The sequence below is a fragment of the Xylophilus rhododendri genome (genome assembly GCF_009906855.1).
Classification (GTDB): Bacteria; Pseudomonadota; Gammaproteobacteria; order Burkholderiales; family Burkholderiaceae_C; genus Xylophilus; species Xylophilus rhododendri.
The window spans coordinates 3,304,077-3,323,104 of sequence record NZ_CP047650.1; the positions used below are offsets into that span (position 1 = coordinate 3,304,077).

Sequence of the window (19,028 nt, forward strand, 5' to 3'; positions counted from 1 at the left end):
CCGCGCCGGGCGCTCAGTCGACCTGGGCCCCGGATTCCTTGACGATCTTCGCCCAGCGCACCAGATCGGCCTCCTGCGTCTGCTTGAAGGCGGCCGGCGAGCCGTCGGCGATCGGCGCGATGCCCTGGTCGACCAGCCACTTGCGAAAGCCATCGCTGCCGATGGCACTCAACACCGCCTTCGACATCCTGGCCTGGATCGCGGGCGGAATGCCGGCCGGCCCGAAGAGGCCGTACCAGGTCGTGCTCTCGAAGCCGGGTAGGCCGCAGGCCTCGGCCACCGTCGGCACGTCGGGCAGGGCCGCGATCCGCTGCGTCGAGGTGACGGCCAGCGCGCGTGCCTTGCCCGAATGCACGATCGGAATGCTGGGTGAGCTCTGGTTGAAGAAGAAATCGACCTCGCCGGCCAGCAGCGCGGTCATCGCCGGGCCCTGGCCGCGGTAGGGCACATGGGTGTAGCTGGTGCCGCTGGCGCCGGCGAACTGCACGCCCGCCAGGTGGCCCGATGCGCCATTGCCGGTCGACGCGTAGTTCATCTGGCCAGGCTGCTTGCGCGCGGCGGCCAGCAGATCCTTGCAGGTCTTGATCTCCGGATGCTTCTCGGGATTGACCAGCAGCACGTTCGGCAGATTGCCGAGCAGCGCGATGCGCGAGAAATCGTTCACCGGATCGAAGCCGAGCTTCTTGTACAGCGCAGGGTTGATCGCATGCGTGCCGGCCGTGCCCAGCAGGTAGGTGTAGCCGTCCGGCCGCGCCTGGGCCACATAGGCAGAGGCGATATTGCCGCCAGCGCCGGTCTTGCTGTCCGCCACGAAAGACACACCGAGCACCGGGGCCAGTTCCGCGCCGAGCTTGCGTGCATAGAGGTCGGTCGCCGCACCGCCGGGAAAGCCGCCGATGATGGTGATCGGCTGGCTCGGCCAATTCGCCTCCTGGGCCAGGGCGGCCGTCGAAACCAGGGCCAGCGCGGCCCCGAGAAAACGCAACTTCATGCTGTCACTCCGGTGAGTTGAATCGATGGACATGCCGTTTCCGCCCGATGCGGCGAGCCGTGCTCCGTCCTGAATACAGACTATAACTATTGCGTTGTATTCCAACAAGAGTTACGCTCTGTGCACTATTTTGCGAACCATGCACCGTTCTGGCGTGTTTTCGCAGGTTCCCGATTCACTCTCGCCACCGCCCACCATGACCATGCAGGAATCCAGCCAAGCCGCCAAGGCATGTTTCGTCGACGCCAACGCCACGCTGTCCAAGGTGTTTGCCCAACTCCATCGGCCCGCCGAGTTCGCCCTGGCCGTGAATGGCCAGCCGGATGTGACGTCCGCCGACCTGCCGCGCCTGCTGGCCGGCCAGTCGATCGCCATCGTCGACCACACCGCCGTGCCCACCGACATCGCCCGCCAGTGCCCGGACCTCAAGCACATCGTCTTCCTGGGCACCGGCGCGCGCAGCTACATGAACCCGGAAGCGCTGGCCGAACTCGGCATCGAGGTGCACATCATCAAGGGCTACGGCGATACGGCGGTCGCCGAATGCGCCTTCTCGCTGATGTGGGCGGCGGCCAAGGGCTTCAGCCGCATGGACCGCGAGATGCGCGCCGGCAACTGGCTGCGTACCGATGCGATCCAGCTCAGCGGCAAGACGCTGGGCCTGGTCGGCTTCGGCGGCATCGCCGACGAGATGGCGCGCCTGGCGCTCGGCGCCGGCATGCGGGTGCTGGCCTGGAACCGCACGCCCAAGACCCGTGCGGGCGTGGAGTTCGTCGCCATCGAGGAACTGCTGGCCCGGAGCGACGTGGTCTCGCTGCACCTGCTGCTCAACGACGAGACCAAGGGTTTCCTGTCTGGCGAGCGCATCGCCGGCATGAAGGACGGCGCGATCCTGATCAACACCGCCCGCGGCGCGCTGGTGGACGAAGACGCGATGGTCGCCGCCCTGCAGTCGGGCAAGCTGTTCCACGCGGGCCTGGATGTGTTCACCGTCGAGCCGCTGCCGGCCGGACATGTGCTGACCACGCTGCCCAACGTCACGCTGTCGGCCCATTCGGCCTTCCGCACTCCCGAAGCCAATGCCAACCTGGTCGGCGCCGCGCTCGACCACTGCCGCCGCATCGTCGGCCAGGCCTGAAAGCGAGCGAACACCATGAGCACCCGCAACCCCGACATCCGCCGCATCGACCAGAACGCCCGCCGCAGCCGCGCGGTGGTGGCCGCCGGAATGGCTTACCTGGCTGGCCAGGTCGCCGACGACAAATCCCTGGACATCGCCGGCCAGGCCGCCCAGGTGCTGGCCAAGATCGACGACCTGCTGGCCCAGGCCGGCACCGACAAGTCGCGGCTGATCACCGCGCAGATCTGGCTGTCCTCCATGTCCGATTTCAACGGCTTCAATGCGGTCTGGGACGCCTGGGTGGTGGCCGGCCACACGCCCACCCGCTGCTGCGGCGAGGTGAAACTCGCCGACCCGGGCTACCGCGTCGAGATCGTCGTCAGCGCCTTGCTGCCCTGAGCCCGAGGGAGGACCGCCATGATCTCCACCACCGATCCCCACCGCAACCGCCAGCCGCGCAATGTCAGCGACGCCGAATGGCAGGTGCGTGTGCAGCTGGCCGCCGCCTACCGCCTGGCCGCGAAATTCCAGCTGACCGACCTGATCTACACCCACCTCTCGGTGCGTGTGCCCGGCCGGCACGACCAGTTCCTGATCAACCCGCACGGATGGTTCTTCGACGAGATCACCGCCTCCAGCCTGGTGAAGATCGACGTCGAAGGCCGCCCGGTCGACGACGAGCGCTTCGAGGTCAACGCCGCCGGTTTCACCATCCACAGCGCCCTGCACCAGAGCCGTCCGGACGTGGAATGCGTGGTGCACCTGCACACCGACGCCGGCATGGCCGTGGCCGCGCTGCAGTGCGGCCTGCTGCCGCTCAACCAGATCAGCATGCAGTTCTACAACCGCGTGCACTACCACGACTACGAGGGCATCTCGCTGGACCTGGACGAGCGCTCGCGCATCGTGCAGTCCATGGGCGATGCGCACTACCTGATCCTGCGCAACCACGGCCTGCTGACCACCGGCCGTTCGGTGGCCGAGGCCTTCACCCGCATGTTCTACCTGAACCGGGCCTGCGAGATCCAGGTGAAGACGCTGTCCATGGGCCAGCCCTACGTGCTGCCTTCGCCCGAGGTCTGCGAGCACGCGGCCCAGCAGCACGACGACTACGCCTACCTGGACACGGTGCACCTGGACCGCGAATGGACCGCGCTGCTGCGCCTGATCGACCGCGAGGGCGGCGACTACAAGTGCTGACCCGCCTTCAGGCGGCGCCCAGGCAATCCCGGTTGCGCGGATCGCGCAGCGCGCGCCGGGCGTAGTAGGCGAAGGCGATCGCATTGCGCTGGGGCCGCAGCACCCAGTCGTGCGCCTGACGGGCCAGGTCCGGGTCGATGGCCCGGATCTCGCCCGCCGCCTCCGCCAGCAGCTGCATGCGGGCCGCGCGTTCGAAGGCGATGCCCAGCACCACCGCCTCCTCCACGCTGGCGGCCGCGATCAGCAGGCCATGGTGCGCCAGCATCAGCGCACGTTTGTCGCCCAGGGCCGCGGAGATCAGTTCGCCTTCCTCGTTGCCCACCGGAATGCCCGGCCAATGCGGCACGAAGGCCACGTCCTCGTAGAGCACGCAGTTGTCCATGTGCGAGATCTGCAGCGGCCGCTCCAGCATGCCCAGCGCCGCCGTGTGCGCCGCATGGGTGTGCACGATGCAGTTCACATCCGGCCGTGCCCGGTAGACCCAGGAGTGGAACCGGTTGGCCGGATTGGCCATGCCCCGGCCTTCGAGCACACGCAGGTCCTCGTCGACCAGCAGCAGGTTGTCCTGCGAGATCTCGTCGAAACCCAGGCCCAGGCGCTGGGTGAGATAGGTTCCGGGCGTGTCCGCGCGGGCGGTGATCTGGCCGGCCAGGCCGGAGTCGTGGCCGTTGTCGAAGAGGATGCGGCAGGTCAGCGCGAGCTTCTGGCGCAGGCTGTAGGCGCTGTCCTCGTGATGGGCGTCCATCTGGCGGTAGGAGTCCTGGATCAGGGTCTCCTTGTCCAGCGTGAAGGTGTCTTGCGTGCTCATGGCGGGTCTTTTGTCAGGGATGACGGAAATTCAAAGGGCGGCGGTTTCCGCGGTCGAGAAATTGAGGTCCGGCCGGCCCGGGAACAAGGGCTGGTAGCCGGGCAGGGCCTCGATCCGGCCCAGCCAGCCGAGGATGGCGGGATAGGCCGCCAGATCGATGCCGCCCATGCCCGCCAGCCGGGTATACGGATAGAGGGCGATGTCGGCGATGCTGGGCAGCGTGGGCGTCGCCACCCATGGCGCCGTGCCGGGGCGCGACAGCTGCGCCTCGAGTATCTCCAGCGCCAGGGCGGCTTCGGCCGCATGGTGGCGCATGTCGGCATCCTCCGGCCTGCGGTCGCGGTGCAGGCCCAGGTGCAGGCGGAGCTGGGCCAGGGGTTTCATGTGGCGCTCCTGCTCGAAGGACATCCACGACAGCACCCGTGCCTGCTCCACCGGGGCCAGCGGCCACCAGAGGCTGTCCTGCGCGAGGTAGAACAGGATGGCCATGGACTCGCACAGCGTGCCGCCGCCGTCCAGCTCCAGCACCGGCACCTGGCGCATCGGCGCGATGGCGCAAAAGGACTCGGAGCGCAGCTCGCCGCGGTCGATCGACAGCGTCCGGCGCTCCAGCGTGAGGCCGAGCAGGCCCGCCATCAGCCGCACCTTCCAGGCATTGCCGGATCGTTGGGTGTCGTAGAGGCGCATGGTCGTCAATCGAGTTTGGTGCCGGCCGCCTGGGTCACCCGCGACCACTTCGCGGTCTCCGCCTGCAGGTGTTTCTGATAGGCGGCAACGCCCGCGGGCATCGGCTCGATGCCCAGCTCGGCCAGCCGCGCCACCACCTCCGGCCGCGCCAGCACCCGGCCGAGCGCGGCCGACAGCACCTCGACCACCGCGGCCGGCGTGCCCTGCGGCGCGACGATCGCATTCCAGGACCCGATCTGGAAGCCCGGCACGCCTTGCTCGGCGCTGGTGCGCAGATCGGGCACGGCGGCGTTGCGCCGCGCGTCGGCGATGGCCAGCGCCTTCAGCCGGCCGGCCTTGACCTGCGGCTGGATCACCGGAATCGCGTCGATCACGATCTGCACCTGGCCGGCCAGGGCGGCATTCACCGCCTCGGCGCCGCTCTTGAACGGGATGTGCACGATGTACGAGCGGGTCGACAGCTTCAGCAGCTCGATGCCCAGGTGCGGCGAACTGCCGTTGCCGGCCGAGCCGAAGTTGAGCTGGCCCGGATGCGCATGCGCATAGGCCACCAGCCCCTGCAGGTCGTTCACGCCCGGGATGTCGCCGATCGCCAGCATGTAGGGCGAATTGCTCACCAGCGAGACCGGCGCGAAGGCGGCCGGGTCGTAGGCCAGCTTGCTGTAGATCATCTTGTTGACCACCTGCGTGCCCACCGTGGCCAGCAGCAGGGTGTAGCCGTCCGGCGCCGCCTGAGCCACCGCCTGCGCGGCGATGCTGCCGCCGGCACCGGCGCGGTTGTCGATGATGACCGGTTGCTTGAGCTCCTCGCCCAGCTGCTGCCCGATCAGCCGGCCGACCACGTCGGTGATGCCGCCCGCGCCGAAGGGAATCACCAGCCGGATCGGCCTGGACGGATAGTTGCCCTGGGCGGCGGCCGGCAGCGCCGCGGCGCACAGCGCCAGGGCGCCGAGCGCAGGCGCCAGCAGCGCGGCGCGGCGGGAAAGAAGACGGGAAACAAACGACATGACAATACTCCTGGGTTCCGGGATGGGTGCGTGAGTGGCGCCCTGGAAGCAAGAGGCGGGCCCGAATGACCCAAGTTTAATATCGGACACATGTGTCCAACAAGATCCAGATGTCGATCAAGCTGAAATTGTTGCGGGTGCAGGCGGGGCTGACGCTCGAAGCCCTGGCCCAGGCCTCGGATCTGACCCGAAGTTATGTCTCCAAGGTCGAACGCGGTGCTTCCACGCCCTCGATCGGTGCGGCGCTGAAGCTGGCCAAGGCGCTGAAGGTGCCGGTGGAGGAGTTGTTCGGTGAACCCTCGGAGAGCGATCCGGTGACCATCACCCGCGTGGCCGATGCCCGCGCGCCTGCGCCGGCGCAGGGCGAGCCGCGGGTGGTGGCCGGCACCTCGCCCGGCCACCGCATGCTGGCCTTCGTGCTGCAGCCCGGCAAGGAGCGCGGACGCGGGCATCCGATGAGCCATCACGAGGGCGAGGAGATCCTCTATGTGCTCAAGGGCGCCATTCAGCTGCAGCTGGCCAACCGCACCGAGGCCCTGCAGGCCGGCGACTGCGCGCACTTCAATTCCACGGTGCCGCACAAGATCACCAGCACCGGCGAATCGCCGGCGGAAGTGCTGCTGGTGATCGCGGCTTGAGGCGGCGGGGATAATCCGGCCGGTCCCATCAACCCGTCTCCAGAATCCCCATGAAAATCAGCGCCCGCAACGTCCTCCCCGGCACCGTCATCAAGATCGTGCGTGGTCCGGTCACCACCGAAGTCACCCTGGAGATCGCCGCCGGCGTGCAGATCGTCTCCACCATCACCAGCAGCTCGGCCGAGTCGCTACAACTCGTCGAAGGCGGCAAGGCCTATGGCGTGATCAAGGCTTCCAGCGTAATGGTCGGCACCGACTGAGGACGGTCCGCTCAGCCGGCCAGCAGCTGGCGCAGCCTGCTGCGCAGCGGCGTCTCGGCCGGCCGGGGCGGCAGCAGGTCCTGCAGCGCCAGCGTGCGGCTTTCGCCGGCATGCAGGTCGATCTCCCGCACCACCCGGCCCTGGTCGTAGACGAAGGCGACGTCGGCCAGCTCGATCACGTCCTCGATGTCGTGGGTGATCATCAGCGCCGGAATGCCCCAGCGCCTCCTCACCTCCCCCAGCTCGCGGCGCAGTTCGCCGCGCAGCATCGGATTCAATGCTGCGAAGGGTTCGTCCAGCAGCAGCACCTGCGGCTCGCAGGCCAGGGCCCGCGCCAGCGCCACCCGCTGGCGCTGGCCGCCCGACAGGTGCGCCGGCCGGCTCGCCGCCATCCCGGCCAGGCCGAAGCCGGCCAGCAGCTCCTGCACCCGGGCCTTGTCGGCCGCGCCCAGGCGCGGCCGCCAGGCCGAGGTCAGCCCGAAGGCCACGTTGTCGAACACCGACAGGTGCGGGAACAGCGCGTAGTCCTGGAAGAGGAAACCGATGCGCCGGGCCGGCGGCGCCAGCGCGATGCCGGCCGCCGAGTCGTAGAGCGTGCGGCCGTCCAGCCGCACATGGCCGCGTGTGGGGCGCAACAGCCCCGCGATCGCCTGCAGCGTCAGCGACTTGCCCGAGCCCGAGGGGCCGTACAGCGCCGCGAACGGCACATCCGTCGCGAAGCGTACCGCCAGCTCGAAGTGCCGCTGGCCGTCGGAAACCGTCAGCTGCAGGTCGACGTCGATCACGGCTTGCCGAAACCGTAGCGCTTGAAGACCGCCTGGGCCGCATCGCCCAGCAGGTAGTCGCTGAACTCCTTGGCCAGCGCCTTCTGCTTGCTGTCGGCGATCACGGCCACCGGATAGCTCACCGGTGTGTGGCCGCTCGGCGTGGCGACGACCTTGACCTTGTCGCCGGCGATCGCGGCGTCGGTGCTGTAGACGAAACCGGCATCGACCTCGCCGCGGCCCACGTAATCGAGCACCTGGCGCACGCTGTCGGCCTGCACGAACTTCGGCTCCAGCGGCTCCCACAGCTTGGCGCCGTCGAGCACCTGCTTGGTGTAGCGGCCGACCGGCACGGTCGCGACCTTGCCGATGGCGATCTTCTTGACGGCCGGGCCGCTCAGGTCCTGCAGCGACTTCACGTTGACCCCGCCGCTGGACGGCTCGATCAGCACCAGGCTGTTGGTGACGAAGTTGCGCCGGCTGTCGGCCTCGATCAGCTTCTGGTCGTTGGCGCGGTTCATGGTTTCCTGGTCGGCGCTGGCGAACACATCGACCGGCGCACCCTGGGCGATCTGCTGCAGCAGCGCGCCCGAGGCCGCGAAGTTGAAGCGCAGGGTGGCGCCGGGCTTGGTCGCCTCGAACTTGGGGCCGAGTTCCTTGAAGGCATCGGTCAGGCTGGCGGCGGCCGATACGGTGATCTGCTGGGCCGAGGCGGCCAGGGGCAGGGCGAACGTGGCGGCCACGGCGGTGGCACAGGCGACGAGGCGGAACAGGCGCATGGAAATCTTTCTGGGAAAAGTGGATTAACGAAGCGAGAAAAAGCGGTTGGAGACCACCAGCACCAGCACCGACAGCGTCGAGGTGACCAGCACCAGCAGCAGGGCCGTGTCGTCGTGGCCGGCCTGCACCGCGTCGTATATGGCCATAGACAGCGTCTGGGTCTGGCCGGGGATCGAGCCGGCCACCATCAGCGAGGCGCCGAACTCACCCATGGCCCGGGCGAAGGCCAGCAGCGTACCGGCCAGGATGCCGGGCCAGGCCAGCGGCAGCGTCACCCGCAGGAACACCGACATCGGCGACTGCCGCAAGGTGCTGGCCGCGGCTTCGAGCGAACGGTCCACCCCGGCGAAGGCCGCGCTGGCCGACTTCAGCACCAGCGGCAGCGCCACCACCGCCGAGGCCACCACCGCGCCGTGCCAGCTGAAGATGATGGTGTAGTCGAAATGGGTGCGCAGCCACTGGCCCAGCGGACTGCGCCGCCCGGCCAGCACCAGGATGCCGTAGCCGATCACCGTGGGCGGCAGCACCAGCGGCAGCATGAAGACCGCCTCCAGGAAACCGCTGCCAAGGAACTTGCGCCGGCCGAACAACCAGCCCAGCGCGATGCCCAGGACCAGGCTGCACAGGGTCGCCGCGGCGGCGACCTTGATCGAGAGCCAGAGGGGATGCCAATCGGTCGACTGGAGCAGGTTTTGCGTTGTATCCATGGGAATACGACGAATTGTTGCACAGGGGTACCGCCCCACGGAACGGCGGGAATAGACAGCAGACCGACAGCTTGCATGGCTAGAATCGGCCCCCATCCCTTGGGGAGTAGCCGGCTTTCACGCAATGTGGAAGCGCCAGCGTCAACACACTCGGCCGTCCAGAACGGCCGTGGCGCTGGCAACCCGCATCGACGATGCGGGCTGGCGAGACCATCGGCGCGTCAGCACGACCAGACATGGCCGGGCGGTGATGACGTGCCCATGCGCTCTCGCCCGGCCGCAAAAGAAATCCCGATGAATCTGCTCTCCACCGCCGCGCTCGCCCTGGCGATGTCCACCGACGCTTTCGCCGCCGCCATCGGCAAGGGCACCGCGCTGCAGAAACCCCGCTGGAGCGAGGCGCTGCGCACCGGCCTGATCTTCGGTGTGATCGAGGCGATCACGCCCCTGATCGGCTGGGCGCTCGGCCTGGCCGCCGCCAGCTACGTCAAGCAGTGGGACCACTGGATCGCCTTCGTGCTGCTCGGCGTGCTGGGCGTGCGTATGGTGATGGCCGGCTTCAAGCCCGACGAGGAGGAAGAGGCCGAAAAACCCAACCGCCATTCCTTCTGGGTGCTGGCGATCACCGGCTTCGCCACCAGCATCGATGCGATGGCGGTCGGTGTGGGCCTGGCCTTCCTGGATGTTTCGATCCTGCCGGTGGCGCTGACCATCGGCTGCGCCACCTTCGCCATGGTCACGCTGGGCGTGATGGTCGGCCGGGTGCTGGGCAACGTGGCCGGCAAACGCGCCGAGATGCTGGGCGGGCTGCTGCTGATCGGCATCGGCAGCGCCATCCTCTTCGAGCACCTCAGCGGCGCGGGCTGATCCTCAGGCCTTGACCGGCGAGGCAGCGACCAGATGTTCCGTCAGGAACCAGACCTGCAGCTCGTTGGTCCGCAGCACATTGCTCACCAGCACGTCGTTGGTGCCGGGGTCGCCCACTTCGTCGGCCTTGTCCGCGGCCTCGCGGGTGGCGATGATGATCTGTTCATGCGCTTCGGCCAGGCGCTTGATCTGCACGGCGGCCGGTTCGCGGCCACGCGGCGGGCGCGGGATCTTGGTCATCTCGGCCACGTCGGCCGCCATGGCGATGGCGATGCCGCCCAGCAGCTGGATGCGCTCGGCGATGATGTCCACCAGCTCGACCTGCGCCAGGAAATGCTGGTCGTACATCAGGTGCAGCTGGTTGAAGGTCGCGCCCACCACTTGCCAGTGGTGCTTCTTGTACATGTCGCGCAGCGTGATCGTGTCGGCCAGGCACTGGTTGAGCAGGGCCACGCTCTCCTTGCAGCTACGTTCCGAGAGCCCGTTGGGCATCTTCACGATCTCGCCGTACTTCTGCGTCTCGTGTTCGTACTGCTGCAGGTTGGGCTTGACCTCGGCGGTGCGCTGGGCGGTGGAGGCGGTCTTCTTGGGATTGGTTTTGGTGGCCATGGCGTTGGGTTGCGAAAAGGGTCCTGACAGCATGCGCCTGCGGGCCGCGCCGGCTGTGGGCGCCGGCCTGCGTTTGGCGTAGGCGGGCCGCCAGTCCAGAGGGCCGCGCCACTGGCGTGGAAAATGCTGGCTGCCCAACGCCTCCTGTTCTTCTTTCGAAAGCCTTCCACTCATGGCCAACCCCATCCGAGGGCGCCGCGGCATGGCCGTGGCGCCGCATGCGCTCGCATCCCAATCCGCCCTGGCGGTGCTGCGCGAAGGCGGCAACGCCATCGAGGCGATGGTCGCGGCCGCCGCCACCATCGCCGTCGCCTATCCGCACATGAACGGCATCGGCGGCGACAGCTTCTGGCTGGTCGCCACGCCGCAGGCGGGCGGTGGCCACGAGGTGGTTGGCATCGATGCCTGCGGCGCCGCGGCCCAGGGCGCCCGGCGCGAGAACTATGCCGGCCTGGCCGCCATTCCGTTTCGCGGCGGCCAGGCCGCGATCACCGCCGCCGGCACCCTGGGCGGCTGGGACCAGGCCCTGCAGCTGAGCCAGCGCCTGGGCGGCCGCCTGCCCCTGTCGCGCCTGCTGGCAGACGCCATCGACTACGCCCGCCACGGCGTGCCGGTCACCACCAGCCAGTACCTCAACACCTCGGGCAAACGCTCCGGCCTCGAAGGCGTGCACGGCTTCGCCGATGTCTTCATGCCCGGCGGCGAGCCACCGCGGCCCGGCACGCTGTTCCGCCAGCCGAAGATCGCCGCCACCTTTGAGCAGCTGGCGCGCGCCGGCCTCGACGACTTCTACCGCGGCGACCTCGCCCGCAGCCTGGCCGCCGACCTGGCACGTGCCGGCAGCCCGCTGGTGCTGGCCGACCTGCAGGCCTGCCGCGCCCAGCTGCGCGAGCCGCTGCGTCTGGCGCACAGCCACGGCACCGTCTTCAACATGCCGCCGCCCACCCAGGGCCTGGTGGCGCTGGCCATCCTGGGCCTGATGGACCGGCTGGGCGTCGAGCGTTTCGACCACCTCGGCCCCGACTACGTGCATGCCGCCGTCGAGTCGGTGAAGCAGGCTTTCGCCGTGCGCGACCGCCACATCACCGACCCGGCCCACATGCAGATCTCGCCCGCCGACATCTTGGCGCCCGCCGCGCTGGACGCCATGGCCGCGCGCATCGACATGGCGCGCGCCGCGCCCTGGGGCCAGGGCAAGGGCCCGGCCGACACCGTCTGGATGGGCGTGATCGACGGCGAGGGCCGGGCCGTCTCCATGATCCAGAGCGTCTATCACGAGTTCGGCTCGGGCGTGGTGCTGGGCGAGTCCGGCGTCAACTGGCAAAACGCGGCGCCTCCTTCTCGCTGGACCCGGGCCACATCAACACGCTGGAGCCGGGCAAGAAGCCCTTCCACACCCTGATCCCCGCGCTGGCCCTGCTCGACGACGGCCGCACCATGGTCTACGGCAACATGGGCGGCGACGGCCAGCCGCAGAGCCAGTCGGCGGTGTTCACCCGCACGGTGGTGCACGGCCTGAATCCGCAGGATGCGATCTCGGCGCCGCGCTGGCTGCTGGGCCGCACCTGGGGCCAGAGCTCGGACAGCCTCAAGCTCGAATCGCGTTTTCCCGCCGCCACGGTCGAGGCCCTGCGCGCGCGCGGCCACGAGGTCGATGTGCTGGGCGACTTCGACGAGACCTTCGGCCATGCCGGCTGCCTGCTGCGCCATCCGGACGGCAGCCTCGAAGGCGGCTTCGACCCGCGCTCCGACGGTTCGGTGGCGGCGTTCTGAGCGAGCAGCCCTGGATCGTGCACTGCGACGGCAGTGCCGTGCCCAACCCGGGCCGCATGGCCTGCGGCGTGGTGTTGCTGGCGCCGGACGGCAGCCGCCACACCGTGTCGCGCGCCATCCCCACGGTCGGCTGCAACAACGAGGCCGAGCTGTGGGCCATCACGGTCGCCCTGGCCGAACTGCGCAGGCTGGGCGCGACATCCGCTGTCCTGCACAGCGATAACAGCACCGTGGTCGCGCAACTGGCCGCCCCCGAGGCTGGGCGCCCGGCGCCCATCCTGCGCCTGGAGCCCGCCTTCGAAGCCGCCCGCCGGCTGATGGCCGAATTCGGCGAAGCGCGCCTGCAATGGGTGCCGCGCCACCGCAATGGCCAGGCCGACGCCCTGGCGCGCGCCGCCCAGGGCCTGCCCGAAAAGCCGGTATTGCCGCCCGGCCGCAAACGATTATCTAAAGCTCGGCGAAAAAACGGATGAAACGTGAATCGCCACGGCAATAACCGGGGCGGGTCTCGTCGAAGGTGTGGGTAGTTACTTGCAAATCTTCGATATTGCGCAGGCTGCAGTAAATCCATTCGTGGCCGGCGATGAAATGCTGGCCGGCCGTCTGGAAGGCGCTGAACCATTCGGCGCCGTCGTGCCCGATGCCCACCGCATGCGGCTCCACCATCCGGCGCACGCCGCGGTAGACGAAAGCGACGGCCTTTCGTTCCCGGATCGCTTCGATGAGCGCATGCAGCATGGCTTTGTGGTCCAAGGGTTTTCGTAGTGCTGGGAGGGCGGACGGCGAGTTGAGTGCTCGCGTCGAAAAAGTTTATCCCAGTCACCTTTGGAAATACCACCAACTCACAGTTGCGAGGACTACGCCATTCGGCCTATTCCTGGAATGAACCTTCGCTTCCGTCGAAAACCAGGCCGGCGCTGACGGCAGGCGCAATTTAGTCGACGGCATCACCTGTTCGGGTCATGACGGCCCGGCGGCGCACCGTCAGCATGGGAATTCCCAATACCCATCCCACCTGCGAGGCCATGACATGAGAGCGTTACCCGGCATTTCCGTGATCTTCATCGCGCTGGCGCTCGCCGCCTGCGGCGGCGGCAGCAACTCACCCACCGTCGTCGATGGTGGCACCGTGGTTTCGCCCGGCGTGCCGGACACGACCGTGGCACTCGGCGCCACCCTCAGCGGCACCGCCGCCACCGGCGCCGCGCTGGCCGGGGCCGCCGTCACCGTCAAATGCGACGGCGCCTCGGCCACCGCCACCACCGCCAGCAACGGCAGCTACTCGGTCACCGTCACCGGCGGCAAGCTGCCCTGCATGATCCGGGTCTCGACCTCCACCGTCGATCTCTACGGCATCGCCACCGGCAGCGGCATGAACGCCGCGACCGCCAACGTCACGCCATTCACCCAGCTCATCCTGGCCGCCGCCGCGCTGACCGATCCGGCGCTGCTGTTCCAGGGCTTCACCGCCACCAGCCTGAGCGCCGACACCCTGGCCACCGCCACCAGCTCGGTGGCCAGCGTGCTGGCGGCCAGCGGCATCGACATCAGCGGCGCATCGCCGCTGAGCACCGCTTTCGCGGTGGGCGACGCCAGCGATGCCAAGCTCGACGCCCTGCAGGCCAAGCTCGCCGCCGCCACCGCCACGCTGAGCGACCTGGTCGTGGCGATCAAGGACGGCACCACCGGCCTGTCCACCGCGCTGCTGACGCCGCCGGCCGTCTCCGCCTGCCCGCAGTTCCGCAGCATTGCCTACCGCGTGGCCTTCAACAGCGGCCGGCGGCTGCTGTTCACACCGGACTTCAGCGCCGGCACCGCCACCGTCACACGCTCGGGTGTCGCGGTCAGCGGCACGGTGGCGATCAGCACCACCACCGGCTGCCAGTTCACCTACACCGGCAGCGACGGCACGGTGATGACCGGCGTCGGCAACACCGAAGGCATCCTGGGCCTGCGCGATGCCAGCCGCGCCATCGTCGGCATCGGCCTGCCGCAGCAGAGCTTCAGCGTGGCCGACGCGGTGGGCGGCTGGAACACGGTGGAATACATCTACGACAGCTCCAGCGCCTTCTACAGCAGCGACTACAGCACGCTGCAGATCAGCGCCGCCGGCCCGATCACCAAGACCTTCTGCGACAACCTCGCCACCAACTGCACGGTGAGCGACCATGTGGCCAGCCTGGTGGCCGACTCCACCGGCGCGCTCAGCCTGAGCGGCCGGCTCGATTCCGACTATGTGGGCGGCGAGCCGGTGTATGCCTACAAGTCGCCCAGCGGCGGCAAAGTGCTGGTGGTGCCGATGACCAACGGCGGCATCCTGGTGGCGCTGCCGGCCGGCATCACCGAGACCCTGCCGACGGTGGGCGCCACCTCGAGCTACTTCGACCTGCTCACCCAGCCGAGCGGCTCGGGCTCCGCCTCCACGCTGACACGCGACACCAGCGTCGTCACGGCGGTCAACACCAGCACCGGCGCGGTGACCCGCGATATTCCGACCAAGTCCGTCACCGGCCAGGTGCGCTTCTACAACCAGCCGCGGCCCGGCATGCGCTACCGGGAACGCAACTCGGTGCAGAGCGGGCAGATCGCCCTGGCGCCCAACGGCACCAAGCTGACCGTCTATGGCGGCGCGGGGGCAATCAGTTCTTCGGGTTGTCCATCAACGATTGAGCGCCGGCCGGGGCGCGGCCCCGGCTCCCTCTCCGGAGTGCCGGCCCTCGCACCGGCAAGGCCGCAAGCCTAGTCAAGCACCCACCAGCCGGGCAGCAGGCGGCGGTAACGGGCCTGGTCGAAGCGATCGTCCATCAGCCAGACGGTGCCCCGGTCCGAGCCCGACCGGATCACCCGCCCCGCCGCCTGCACCACCTTCTGGAAGCCGGGGAACACATAGGCGTAGTCGTAGCCCCTGGCCGTTCCGTAGAGGGCCTGGAGCCGCAGCTTCAGGCGCTCGTTGACGGCATTGACCTGGGGCAGCCCCAGCGTGGCGATAAAGGCGCCGATCAGCCGGTCCCCGGGCAGGTCTATGCCCTCGCCGAACACCCCGCCCAGCACCGCGAAACCGATGCCGCGCCCGCCGGCGGCGAAACGCGCCAGATAGGCTTCGCGCTCCGCCTCCGACATCCCGCGCGACTGCGCCCACACGGGGATATCGGGCCGCAGCTCGACCAGCAGTTCCAGCGCCCGCTGCAGGTAATCGAAGCTGCTGAAGAAGGCCAGGTAGTTGCCCGGCGCGCGGTCGAACTGCGCGCCCAGCAGATCGACCAGCGCCCGTAGCGAGGACTCCCGGTGCTGCCAGCGGGTGGAGATGTGGTGGGCGATGCGCACTTCCAGCTGCTCGCCGCCGTAGGGCGAAGGCACGTCCAGGCTGGCTGTGTCGGCCGGCAGGCCGAGCAGGTCGCGGTGGTAGTCCTCTGGCCGCAGCGTGGCCGAGAACAGCACGGCGGCCCGGGCCAGGGCGAAGCGTGGCGCGAGAAAGCTGGCGGGCACCAGGTTGCGGATGTCGAGCTGCACCATGCCGCGGCCCGCCAGCCGCGTGGCATCGAACAGGGAATGCGCGGCCAGCGTCTCGGCACGCCGCGCGAAGGCCAGCAGCTCGAACCAGAAGCGCTGCAGCAGCGCGGTGTCGGTGCCGGGCGGCGCCTCGGACAGCGTCTCGCCTATTGCCGAGACGGCCTCCTGCAGCGCGCGTGAGAAGGCCTCCGGCACGGTGTCGAACTCGCGCCGGGCGCCGGTTTCCTCGCCCTCGGGGGCCAGGGCTTTCCAGGCCCGGTTGAGACGGTCCAGCGTGCGTTTGAGCACGGCGGGCGCCTGCCGGCGCAGCTCGGCGAACAGCCAGGGATCGAGGCTGGCCGAATACATGCCGCGCGCCCGCTCGATCAGGTTGTGCGCCTCGTCCACCAGCAGGCCGCAGCGCCATTCGGCCTCCAGCGCCAGGGCGAAGAGCAGGGCGCTGCCGTCGAACCAGTGGTTGACGTCGCCCACCACCACATCGCACCAGCGGGCCATTTCCTGGCCCAGGTAGTAGGGGCAGACCTGGTGCTGCAGGGCGATGCCGCGCAGGGTCTCGCGGTCCAGCGCCTGCGGGCTGGCGGCGGCCTGGGCGCGGGCGGCGGGCAGGCGGTCGTAGAAGCCGCGCGCCAGGGGGCAGGATTCGCCGTTGCAGGCGCGGTCCGGGTATTCGCAGGCCTTGTCGCGGGCCACCAGTTCCAGCACCCGCACGCCGGCGCCGAGCTGCTGCAGGGCGTCGAGGGCGAGGCGTCGGCCGGAGGTGCGGGCGGTGAGGTAGAAGACGCGGTCCAGGCCCGGCCGGTCGGGGCGTGGCGGCACGGCCGGTGGACAGGCGCGCAGGGCGGGGAACAGCGTGGCCAGGGTCTTGCCGATGCCGGTCGGCGCCTGGGCCATCAGGCGGCGGCCGTCGCGCTGGGCGCGGAACACGGCTTCGGCGAAGACGCGCTGGCCGGGGCGGAAGTCGCCGAAGGGAAAGGCCAGCCGCGCCAGGGCCGCGTCGCGCGCCCGGCGGTGCGCGGCCTCCTGTTCGGCCCAGGCCAGGAAGCGCTGGCAGCGGTCCTCGAAGGCCTGGCGCAGTTCGGCCGCGCTGCGCCGCTGCAGCAGCACGGTCTCCACGCCGCTGGACAGCTCGTAATAGACCAGGGCCAGTTCCACCTCGGCCAGCCCGCGCTCGGCGCAGAGCAGCCAGCCGTAGACCTCGGCCTGCGCCCAGTGCAGGGCGCGCTGGTGGGCCGGCTGCCGGGCCAGGTCGCCGCGGTGGGTCTTGATCTCTTCGAGGCGGTTGGCGACGGGGTCGTAGCCGTCGGCGCGGCCGCGCACCGCCAAGCCCTGCCAGCGGCCCGACAGCGTCACCTCCCGCTGGTAAGGGGCCGGGCGGCGCGCGGCCACGGCGGCATGGCCGGCGATGCCGTCCTGGGCGGTGGGCGAAGGCGAGAAACGGACGTCCAGATCGCCGCTGCGCCCGGTGAAGTCGCACAGCAGGCGCACGGCCACGGTGTAGCCCGGCGGGGTGGCGGCGTCGTCGGGCAGGGCGGCTGGCATGGGCCGCAGATGGTATCGGCGCGGGGGTTTTCCAGGTCCGCGGGCGCCGCTCAGGCGGTCGGCCGCTGCTCGAATCCGGCGGGTGGCGGGCCTTCGGCCTCGGCCACCGCCACGCCCTCCACCCGGGCCTGGGCCGGGCCCTGGCGCGACCAGTCGATCAATTCCTCCACCGCTTCGGCCGGGCCGCACACCAGGGCCTCCACGCTGCCGTCGCGCCGATTGCGCACCCAGCCGCTCACGCCCAGCGCCAGGGCCTGCTCCACCATGCTGGCGCGGTAATACACGCCCTGGACCCGGCCATGGATGTGCAGGTGGCGGCAGACGCTCGGCGTTTCGGACATACCCGGAATGCTGCCACGGAAGATGCCCGGCGATCTCGATTTCCGATACGATCTTCGCGCTTTGTAAGTAACGGTACAAGCGCGGCACGACCCACACCGACCTGGACATTTCCATGGCAGACAAACAGCTGGACGAATCCACCTGGAAGGCATTCGCGAGCAAGCGCGAACTCAAGGGTGCCGACCTGCAGAAGGCCCTGGCCGCGCTGGCCGCCGCCGAGAAGAAGGGGCCGCAGGGGGTGGACGCCGCCCTCGACGCGGTCGACAAGCAGATCGGCCTGCTGCAGAAGGAGCACAAGGCCGACAAGGACGTCGTCAAGCAGCTCGAAGCCATGAAGAAGGCCAGCGAGGCCGACCGCAAGGAGGCGGCCAAACAGGCCAAGGCCGCGGCCGCCAGCGCCGCAGAGGACGAGGAGGAAGACACCCCCGTCCTGCTCACCACCAAGATGATTCCGCTGGTGCGCCAGCTGAAGAAGGGCGATGTGAGCATGCACGCCATGATCGGCACAGCCGGCCGCAACACGGCCGTGCTGATCATGCGCAAGCCCATCGGCATTCCCCGCCGCAAGCTGCTCGCCGAGGCGCTGGATGCGACCGGCGGCGCCAAGTACGTCGTCGGTGAATGCCTGTGGGAGGCCGGCGCGCTGACCTTCGTGCTCAAGACCCAGGCCGCCGGCATGGCCAAGCGTCTGCGCGCGGCGCTGCTGGCGCAGACCGAGCTGCGGCTGAAGGTGCGGGTGCGGGGCGAGGACCCGGCCGATATCGACGAGGACGGCGAGGACGAGGAAGACGCCAAGCCCGCCGCCACCCAGAAGGCCGCTGAGAAACCGGCTGAAAAACCCGCTGCCGCCGAGACCGCCGAGCCCCCGCATGCCGCGCTCTACCGGCAGCGCCTCGACGAGCTGCACAAGCGCATGGCCGACGCCTTGAAGGCGCAGCACCCCGAATCCAACAAGCTGCGCGCGGTCAGCGGATTCGCCGAAGGCAAGGCCGAGGCCGGCGACTTCGCCGGTGCCGAGAAGGCGCTCGACATGCTGCAGAAGCTGCTGGAGCAGCCGGCGGCCACGCCCGAGGGCGCCGACAAGGCCGCCCTCGATGCCGCCCTGGACGGCTGGCGCAAGGCGCGCGCCGGCGTGCTGGCGCAGCTCAAGGACATGGCCGACGAACTCAAGGAAGACCGCGGCGAGGATCCGGACGACGAACTCGCCCGCGACGCCGAGCTGGAAGTCAACGCCGTGATGAAGCAGCTCACCGCCGAGCCGCGCACGCTGCAGCAGGTCAACGAACTCACCCGCTGGGTCACCCAGGACGACGTGGTCACCGATGTCGACGCCTACGTCGGCAATGTGCGCGCGCCGCTCACCACCGCCCTGGCCGCGCTGCGCCAGGCCTTCGGCCAGCCGGCCTGAGCCTGCGGGCCAAACAAG

Annotated in this window: 20 protein-coding genes, 1 pseudogene and 1 riboswitch; of the genes and pseudogenes, 10 read left to right on the top strand and 11 right to left on the bottom strand. The window is 69.4% G+C overall.

The features are described 5' to 3' along the window. Positions 1–13 precede the first annotated feature (13 nt). Positions 14–991, bottom strand: coding sequence for a Bug family tripartite tricarboxylate transporter substrate binding protein (locus tag GT347_RS15315; RefSeq protein ID WP_160553007.1), 978 nt, complete (start codon positions 989–991; stop codon positions 14–16). A 196-nt stretch (positions 992–1,187) separates the two neighbouring features. On the opposite strand from GT347_RS15315, the gene GT347_RS15320 reads away from it, so the two are divergent. The 3 genes from GT347_RS15320 to GT347_RS15330 are packed head-to-tail and all read left to right on the top strand — an operon-like array spanning position 1,188 to position 3,311. Continuing rightward, positions 1,188–2,129 (top strand): NAD(P)-dependent oxidoreductase, encoded by a 942-nt coding sequence (locus tag GT347_RS15320; RefSeq protein ID WP_229722328.1) that lies wholly within the window; start codon positions 1,188–1,190, stop codon positions 2,127–2,129. A gap of 15 nt (positions 2,130–2,144) precedes the next feature. Continuing rightward, positions 2,145–2,510 carry a RidA family protein gene (locus GT347_RS15325; RefSeq protein ID WP_160553008.1) on the top strand — a complete coding sequence of 122 codons (366 nt, stop codon included), beginning with the start codon at positions 2,145–2,147 and terminating at the stop codon, positions 2,508–2,510. An 18-nt stretch (positions 2,511–2,528) separates the two neighbouring features. Then, positions 2,529–3,311 (top strand): class II aldolase/adducin family protein, encoded by a 783-nt coding sequence (locus tag GT347_RS15330; protein ID WP_160553009.1) that lies wholly within the window; start codon positions 2,529–2,531, stop codon positions 3,309–3,311. Positions 3,312–3,318: 7 nt separating this feature from the next. Here the strand turns inward: GT347_RS15330 and GT347_RS15335 are convergent, their stop codons facing one another. Genes GT347_RS15335 through GT347_RS15345 form a run of 3 tightly spaced genes read right to left on the bottom strand, consistent with a single transcriptional unit; the run spans position 3,319 to position 5,813 of the window. Further along, the gene (locus tag GT347_RS15335; protein ID WP_160553010.1) at positions 3,319–4,119 is read right to left on the bottom strand and encodes an aldolase; all 801 of its coding nucleotides are present in this window, start codon (positions 4,117–4,119) and stop codon (positions 3,319–3,321) included. Positions 4,120–4,149: 30 nt separating this feature from the next. Beyond that, positions 4,150–4,806 carry a glutathione S-transferase family protein gene (locus GT347_RS15340; protein ID WP_160553011.1) on the bottom strand — a complete coding sequence of 219 codons (657 nt, stop codon included), beginning with the start codon at positions 4,804–4,806 and terminating at the stop codon, positions 4,150–4,152. Between the two features lie 5 nt (positions 4,807–4,811). Then, a complete protein-coding gene (locus GT347_RS15345; RefSeq protein ID WP_160553012.1) occupies positions 4,812–5,813 on the bottom strand; it encodes a Bug family tripartite tricarboxylate transporter substrate binding protein in 1,002 nt (333 codons plus the stop codon). 92 nt (positions 5,814–5,905) lie between these two features. Here GT347_RS15345 and GT347_RS15350 point away from each other — a divergent pair, with 92 nt between their 5' ends. Next, positions 5,906–6,451, top strand: coding sequence for a helix-turn-helix domain-containing protein (locus GT347_RS15350; RefSeq protein WP_229722329.1), 546 nt, complete (start codon positions 5,906–5,908; stop codon positions 6,449–6,451). 50 nt (positions 6,452–6,501) lie between these two features. Then, entirely contained in the window at positions 6,502–6,711 is a 210-nt protein-coding gene (locus GT347_RS15355) for a TOBE domain-containing protein (protein WP_160553013.1), read from the top strand. 11 nt (positions 6,712–6,722) lie between these two features. Here the strand turns inward: GT347_RS15355 and GT347_RS15360 are convergent, their stop codons facing one another. From GT347_RS15360 to modB, 3 genes are read right to left on the bottom strand one after another with little or no spacing between them, the layout of a single operon-like run. Next, positions 6,723–7,496, bottom strand: coding sequence for a sulfate/molybdate ABC transporter ATP-binding protein (locus tag GT347_RS15360; RefSeq protein WP_160553014.1), 774 nt, complete (start codon positions 7,494–7,496; stop codon positions 6,723–6,725). Then, positions 7,493–8,254: a molybdate ABC transporter substrate-binding protein gene (modA, locus tag GT347_RS15365; RefSeq protein WP_160553015.1), complete on the bottom strand. Its 762-nt coding sequence runs from the start codon at positions 8,252–8,254 to the stop codon at positions 7,493–7,495. The genes GT347_RS15360 and modA overlap by 4 nt, the downstream gene beginning before the upstream one ends. Positions 8,255–8,278: 24 nt before the next feature. Then, positions 8,279–8,962 (bottom strand): molybdate ABC transporter permease subunit, encoded by a 684-nt coding sequence (gene modB / locus GT347_RS15370; protein WP_160553016.1) that lies wholly within the window; start codon positions 8,960–8,962, stop codon positions 8,279–8,281. Between the two features lie 89 nt (positions 8,963–9,051). Then, a riboswitch (yybP-ykoY riboswitch) is annotated at positions 9,052–9,165 on the top strand. Between the two features lie 91 nt (positions 9,166–9,256). Between modB and mntP the strand changes: the two genes are divergently transcribed. After that, positions 9,257–9,829 (top strand): manganese efflux pump MntP, encoded by a 573-nt coding sequence (gene mntP, locus GT347_RS15375; protein WP_160553017.1) that lies wholly within the window; start codon positions 9,257–9,259, stop codon positions 9,827–9,829. Positions 9,830–9,832: 3 nt separating this feature from the next. Here the strand turns inward: mntP and GT347_RS15380 are convergent, their stop codons facing one another. Next, positions 9,833–10,438 carry a Dps family protein gene (locus tag GT347_RS15380; RefSeq protein WP_160553018.1) on the bottom strand — a complete coding sequence of 202 codons (606 nt, stop codon included), beginning with the start codon at positions 10,436–10,438 and terminating at the stop codon, positions 9,833–9,835. A gap of 202 nt (positions 10,439–10,640) precedes the next feature. On the opposite strand from GT347_RS15380, the pseudogene GT347_RS15385 reads away from it, so the two are divergent. Both GT347_RS15385 and GT347_RS15390 read left to right on the top strand, forming a co-directional pair. Then, positions 10,641–12,211: pseudogene (locus GT347_RS15385) on the top strand (gamma-glutamyltransferase family protein). 17 nt (positions 12,212–12,228) lie between these two features. Continuing rightward, positions 12,229–12,684, top strand: a complete 456-nt coding sequence (locus GT347_RS15390) for a ribonuclease HI family protein (RefSeq protein WP_407704097.1) — start codon at positions 12,229–12,231, stop codon at positions 12,682–12,684. Here the strand turns inward: GT347_RS15390 and GT347_RS15395 are convergent. Next, complete coding sequence (locus tag GT347_RS15395) at positions 12,659–12,949, bottom strand: hypothetical protein (protein ID WP_160553019.1); 291 nt, start codon at positions 12,947–12,949, stop codon at positions 12,659–12,661. The two genes, GT347_RS15390 and GT347_RS15395, sit on opposite strands and share 26 nt — an antisense overlap. Before the next feature lie 292 nt (positions 12,950–13,241). On the opposite strand from GT347_RS15395, the gene GT347_RS15400 reads away from it, so the two are divergent. Next, on the top strand, positions 13,242–14,954 hold the full coding sequence (locus tag GT347_RS15400) for a hypothetical protein (protein WP_160553020.1): 1,713 nt from the start codon (positions 13,242–13,244) through the stop codon (positions 14,952–14,954). Here the strand turns inward: GT347_RS15400 and GT347_RS15405 are convergent. Together GT347_RS15405 and GT347_RS15410 are read right to left on the bottom strand one after the other, a co-directional pair. Beyond that, positions 14,951–17,260: an ATP-dependent DNA helicase gene (locus tag GT347_RS15405; protein WP_160553021.1), complete on the bottom strand. Its 2,310-nt coding sequence runs from the start codon at positions 17,258–17,260 to the stop codon at positions 14,951–14,953. The two genes, GT347_RS15400 and GT347_RS15405, sit on opposite strands and share 4 nt — an antisense overlap. A gap of 50 nt (positions 17,261–17,310) precedes the next feature. After that, the gene (locus GT347_RS15410) at positions 17,311–17,601 is read right to left on the bottom strand and encodes an acylphosphatase (protein WP_160553022.1); all 291 of its coding nucleotides are present in this window, start codon (positions 17,599–17,601) and stop codon (positions 17,311–17,313) included. A 113-nt stretch (positions 17,602–17,714) separates the two neighbouring features. On the opposite strand from GT347_RS15410, the gene GT347_RS15415 reads away from it, so the two are divergent. Next, positions 17,715–19,010, top strand: coding sequence for a hypothetical protein (locus tag GT347_RS15415; protein ID WP_160553023.1), 1,296 nt, complete (start codon positions 17,715–17,717; stop codon positions 19,008–19,010). Positions 19,011–19,028 lie beyond the last annotated feature (18 nt).

Coding starts and splice junctions, on each gene's coding strand:
- GT347_RS15315 (WP_160553007.1), bottom strand. CDS start 991: ATGAAGTTGCGTTTTCTCGGGGCCGCGCTGGCCCTGGTTTCGACGGCC.
- GT347_RS15320 (WP_229722328.1), top strand. CDS start 1,188: ATGACCATGCAGGAATCCAGCCAAGCCGCCAAGGCATGTTTCGTCGAC.
- GT347_RS15325 (WP_160553008.1), top strand. CDS start 2,145: ATGAGCACCCGCAACCCCGACATCCGCCGCATCGACCAGAACGCCCGC.
- GT347_RS15330 (WP_160553009.1), top strand. CDS start 2,529: ATGATCTCCACCACCGATCCCCACCGCAACCGCCAGCCGCGCAATGTC.
- GT347_RS15335 (WP_160553010.1), bottom strand. CDS start 4,119: ATGAGCACGCAAGACACCTTCACGCTGGACAAGGAGACCCTGATCCAG.
- GT347_RS15340 (WP_160553011.1), bottom strand. CDS start 4,806: ATGCGCCTCTACGACACCCAACGATCCGGCAATGCCTGGAAGGTGCGG.
- GT347_RS15345 (WP_160553012.1), bottom strand. CDS start 5,813: ATGTCGTTTGTTTCCCGTCTTCTTTCCCGCCGCGCCGCGCTGCTGGCG.
- GT347_RS15355 (WP_160553013.1), top strand. CDS start 6,502: ATGAAAATCAGCGCCCGCAACGTCCTCCCCGGCACCGTCATCAAGATC.
- modA (WP_160553015.1), bottom strand. CDS start 8,254: ATGCGCCTGTTCCGCCTCGTCGCCTGTGCCACCGCCGTGGCCGCCACG.
- modB (WP_160553016.1), bottom strand. CDS start 8,962: ATGGATACAACGCAAAACCTGCTCCAGTCGACCGATTGGCATCCCCTC.
- mntP (WP_160553017.1), top strand. CDS start 9,257: ATGAATCTGCTCTCCACCGCCGCGCTCGCCCTGGCGATGTCCACCGAC.
- GT347_RS15380 (WP_160553018.1), bottom strand. CDS start 10,438: ATGGCCACCAAAACCAATCCCAAGAAGACCGCCTCCACCGCCCAGCGC.
- GT347_RS15395 (WP_160553019.1), bottom strand. CDS start 12,949: ATGCTGCATGCGCTCATCGAAGCGATCCGGGAACGAAAGGCCGTCGCT.
- GT347_RS15400 (WP_160553020.1), top strand. CDS start 13,242: ATGAGAGCGTTACCCGGCATTTCCGTGATCTTCATCGCGCTGGCGCTC.
- GT347_RS15405 (WP_160553021.1), bottom strand. CDS start 17,260: ATGCCAGCCGCCCTGCCCGACGACGCCGCCACCCCGCCGGGCTACACC.
- GT347_RS15410 (WP_160553022.1), bottom strand. CDS start 17,601: ATGTCCGAAACGCCGAGCGTCTGCCGCCACCTGCACATCCATGGCCGG.
- GT347_RS15415 (WP_160553023.1), top strand. CDS start 17,715: ATGGCAGACAAACAGCTGGACGAATCCACCTGGAAGGCATTCGCGAGC.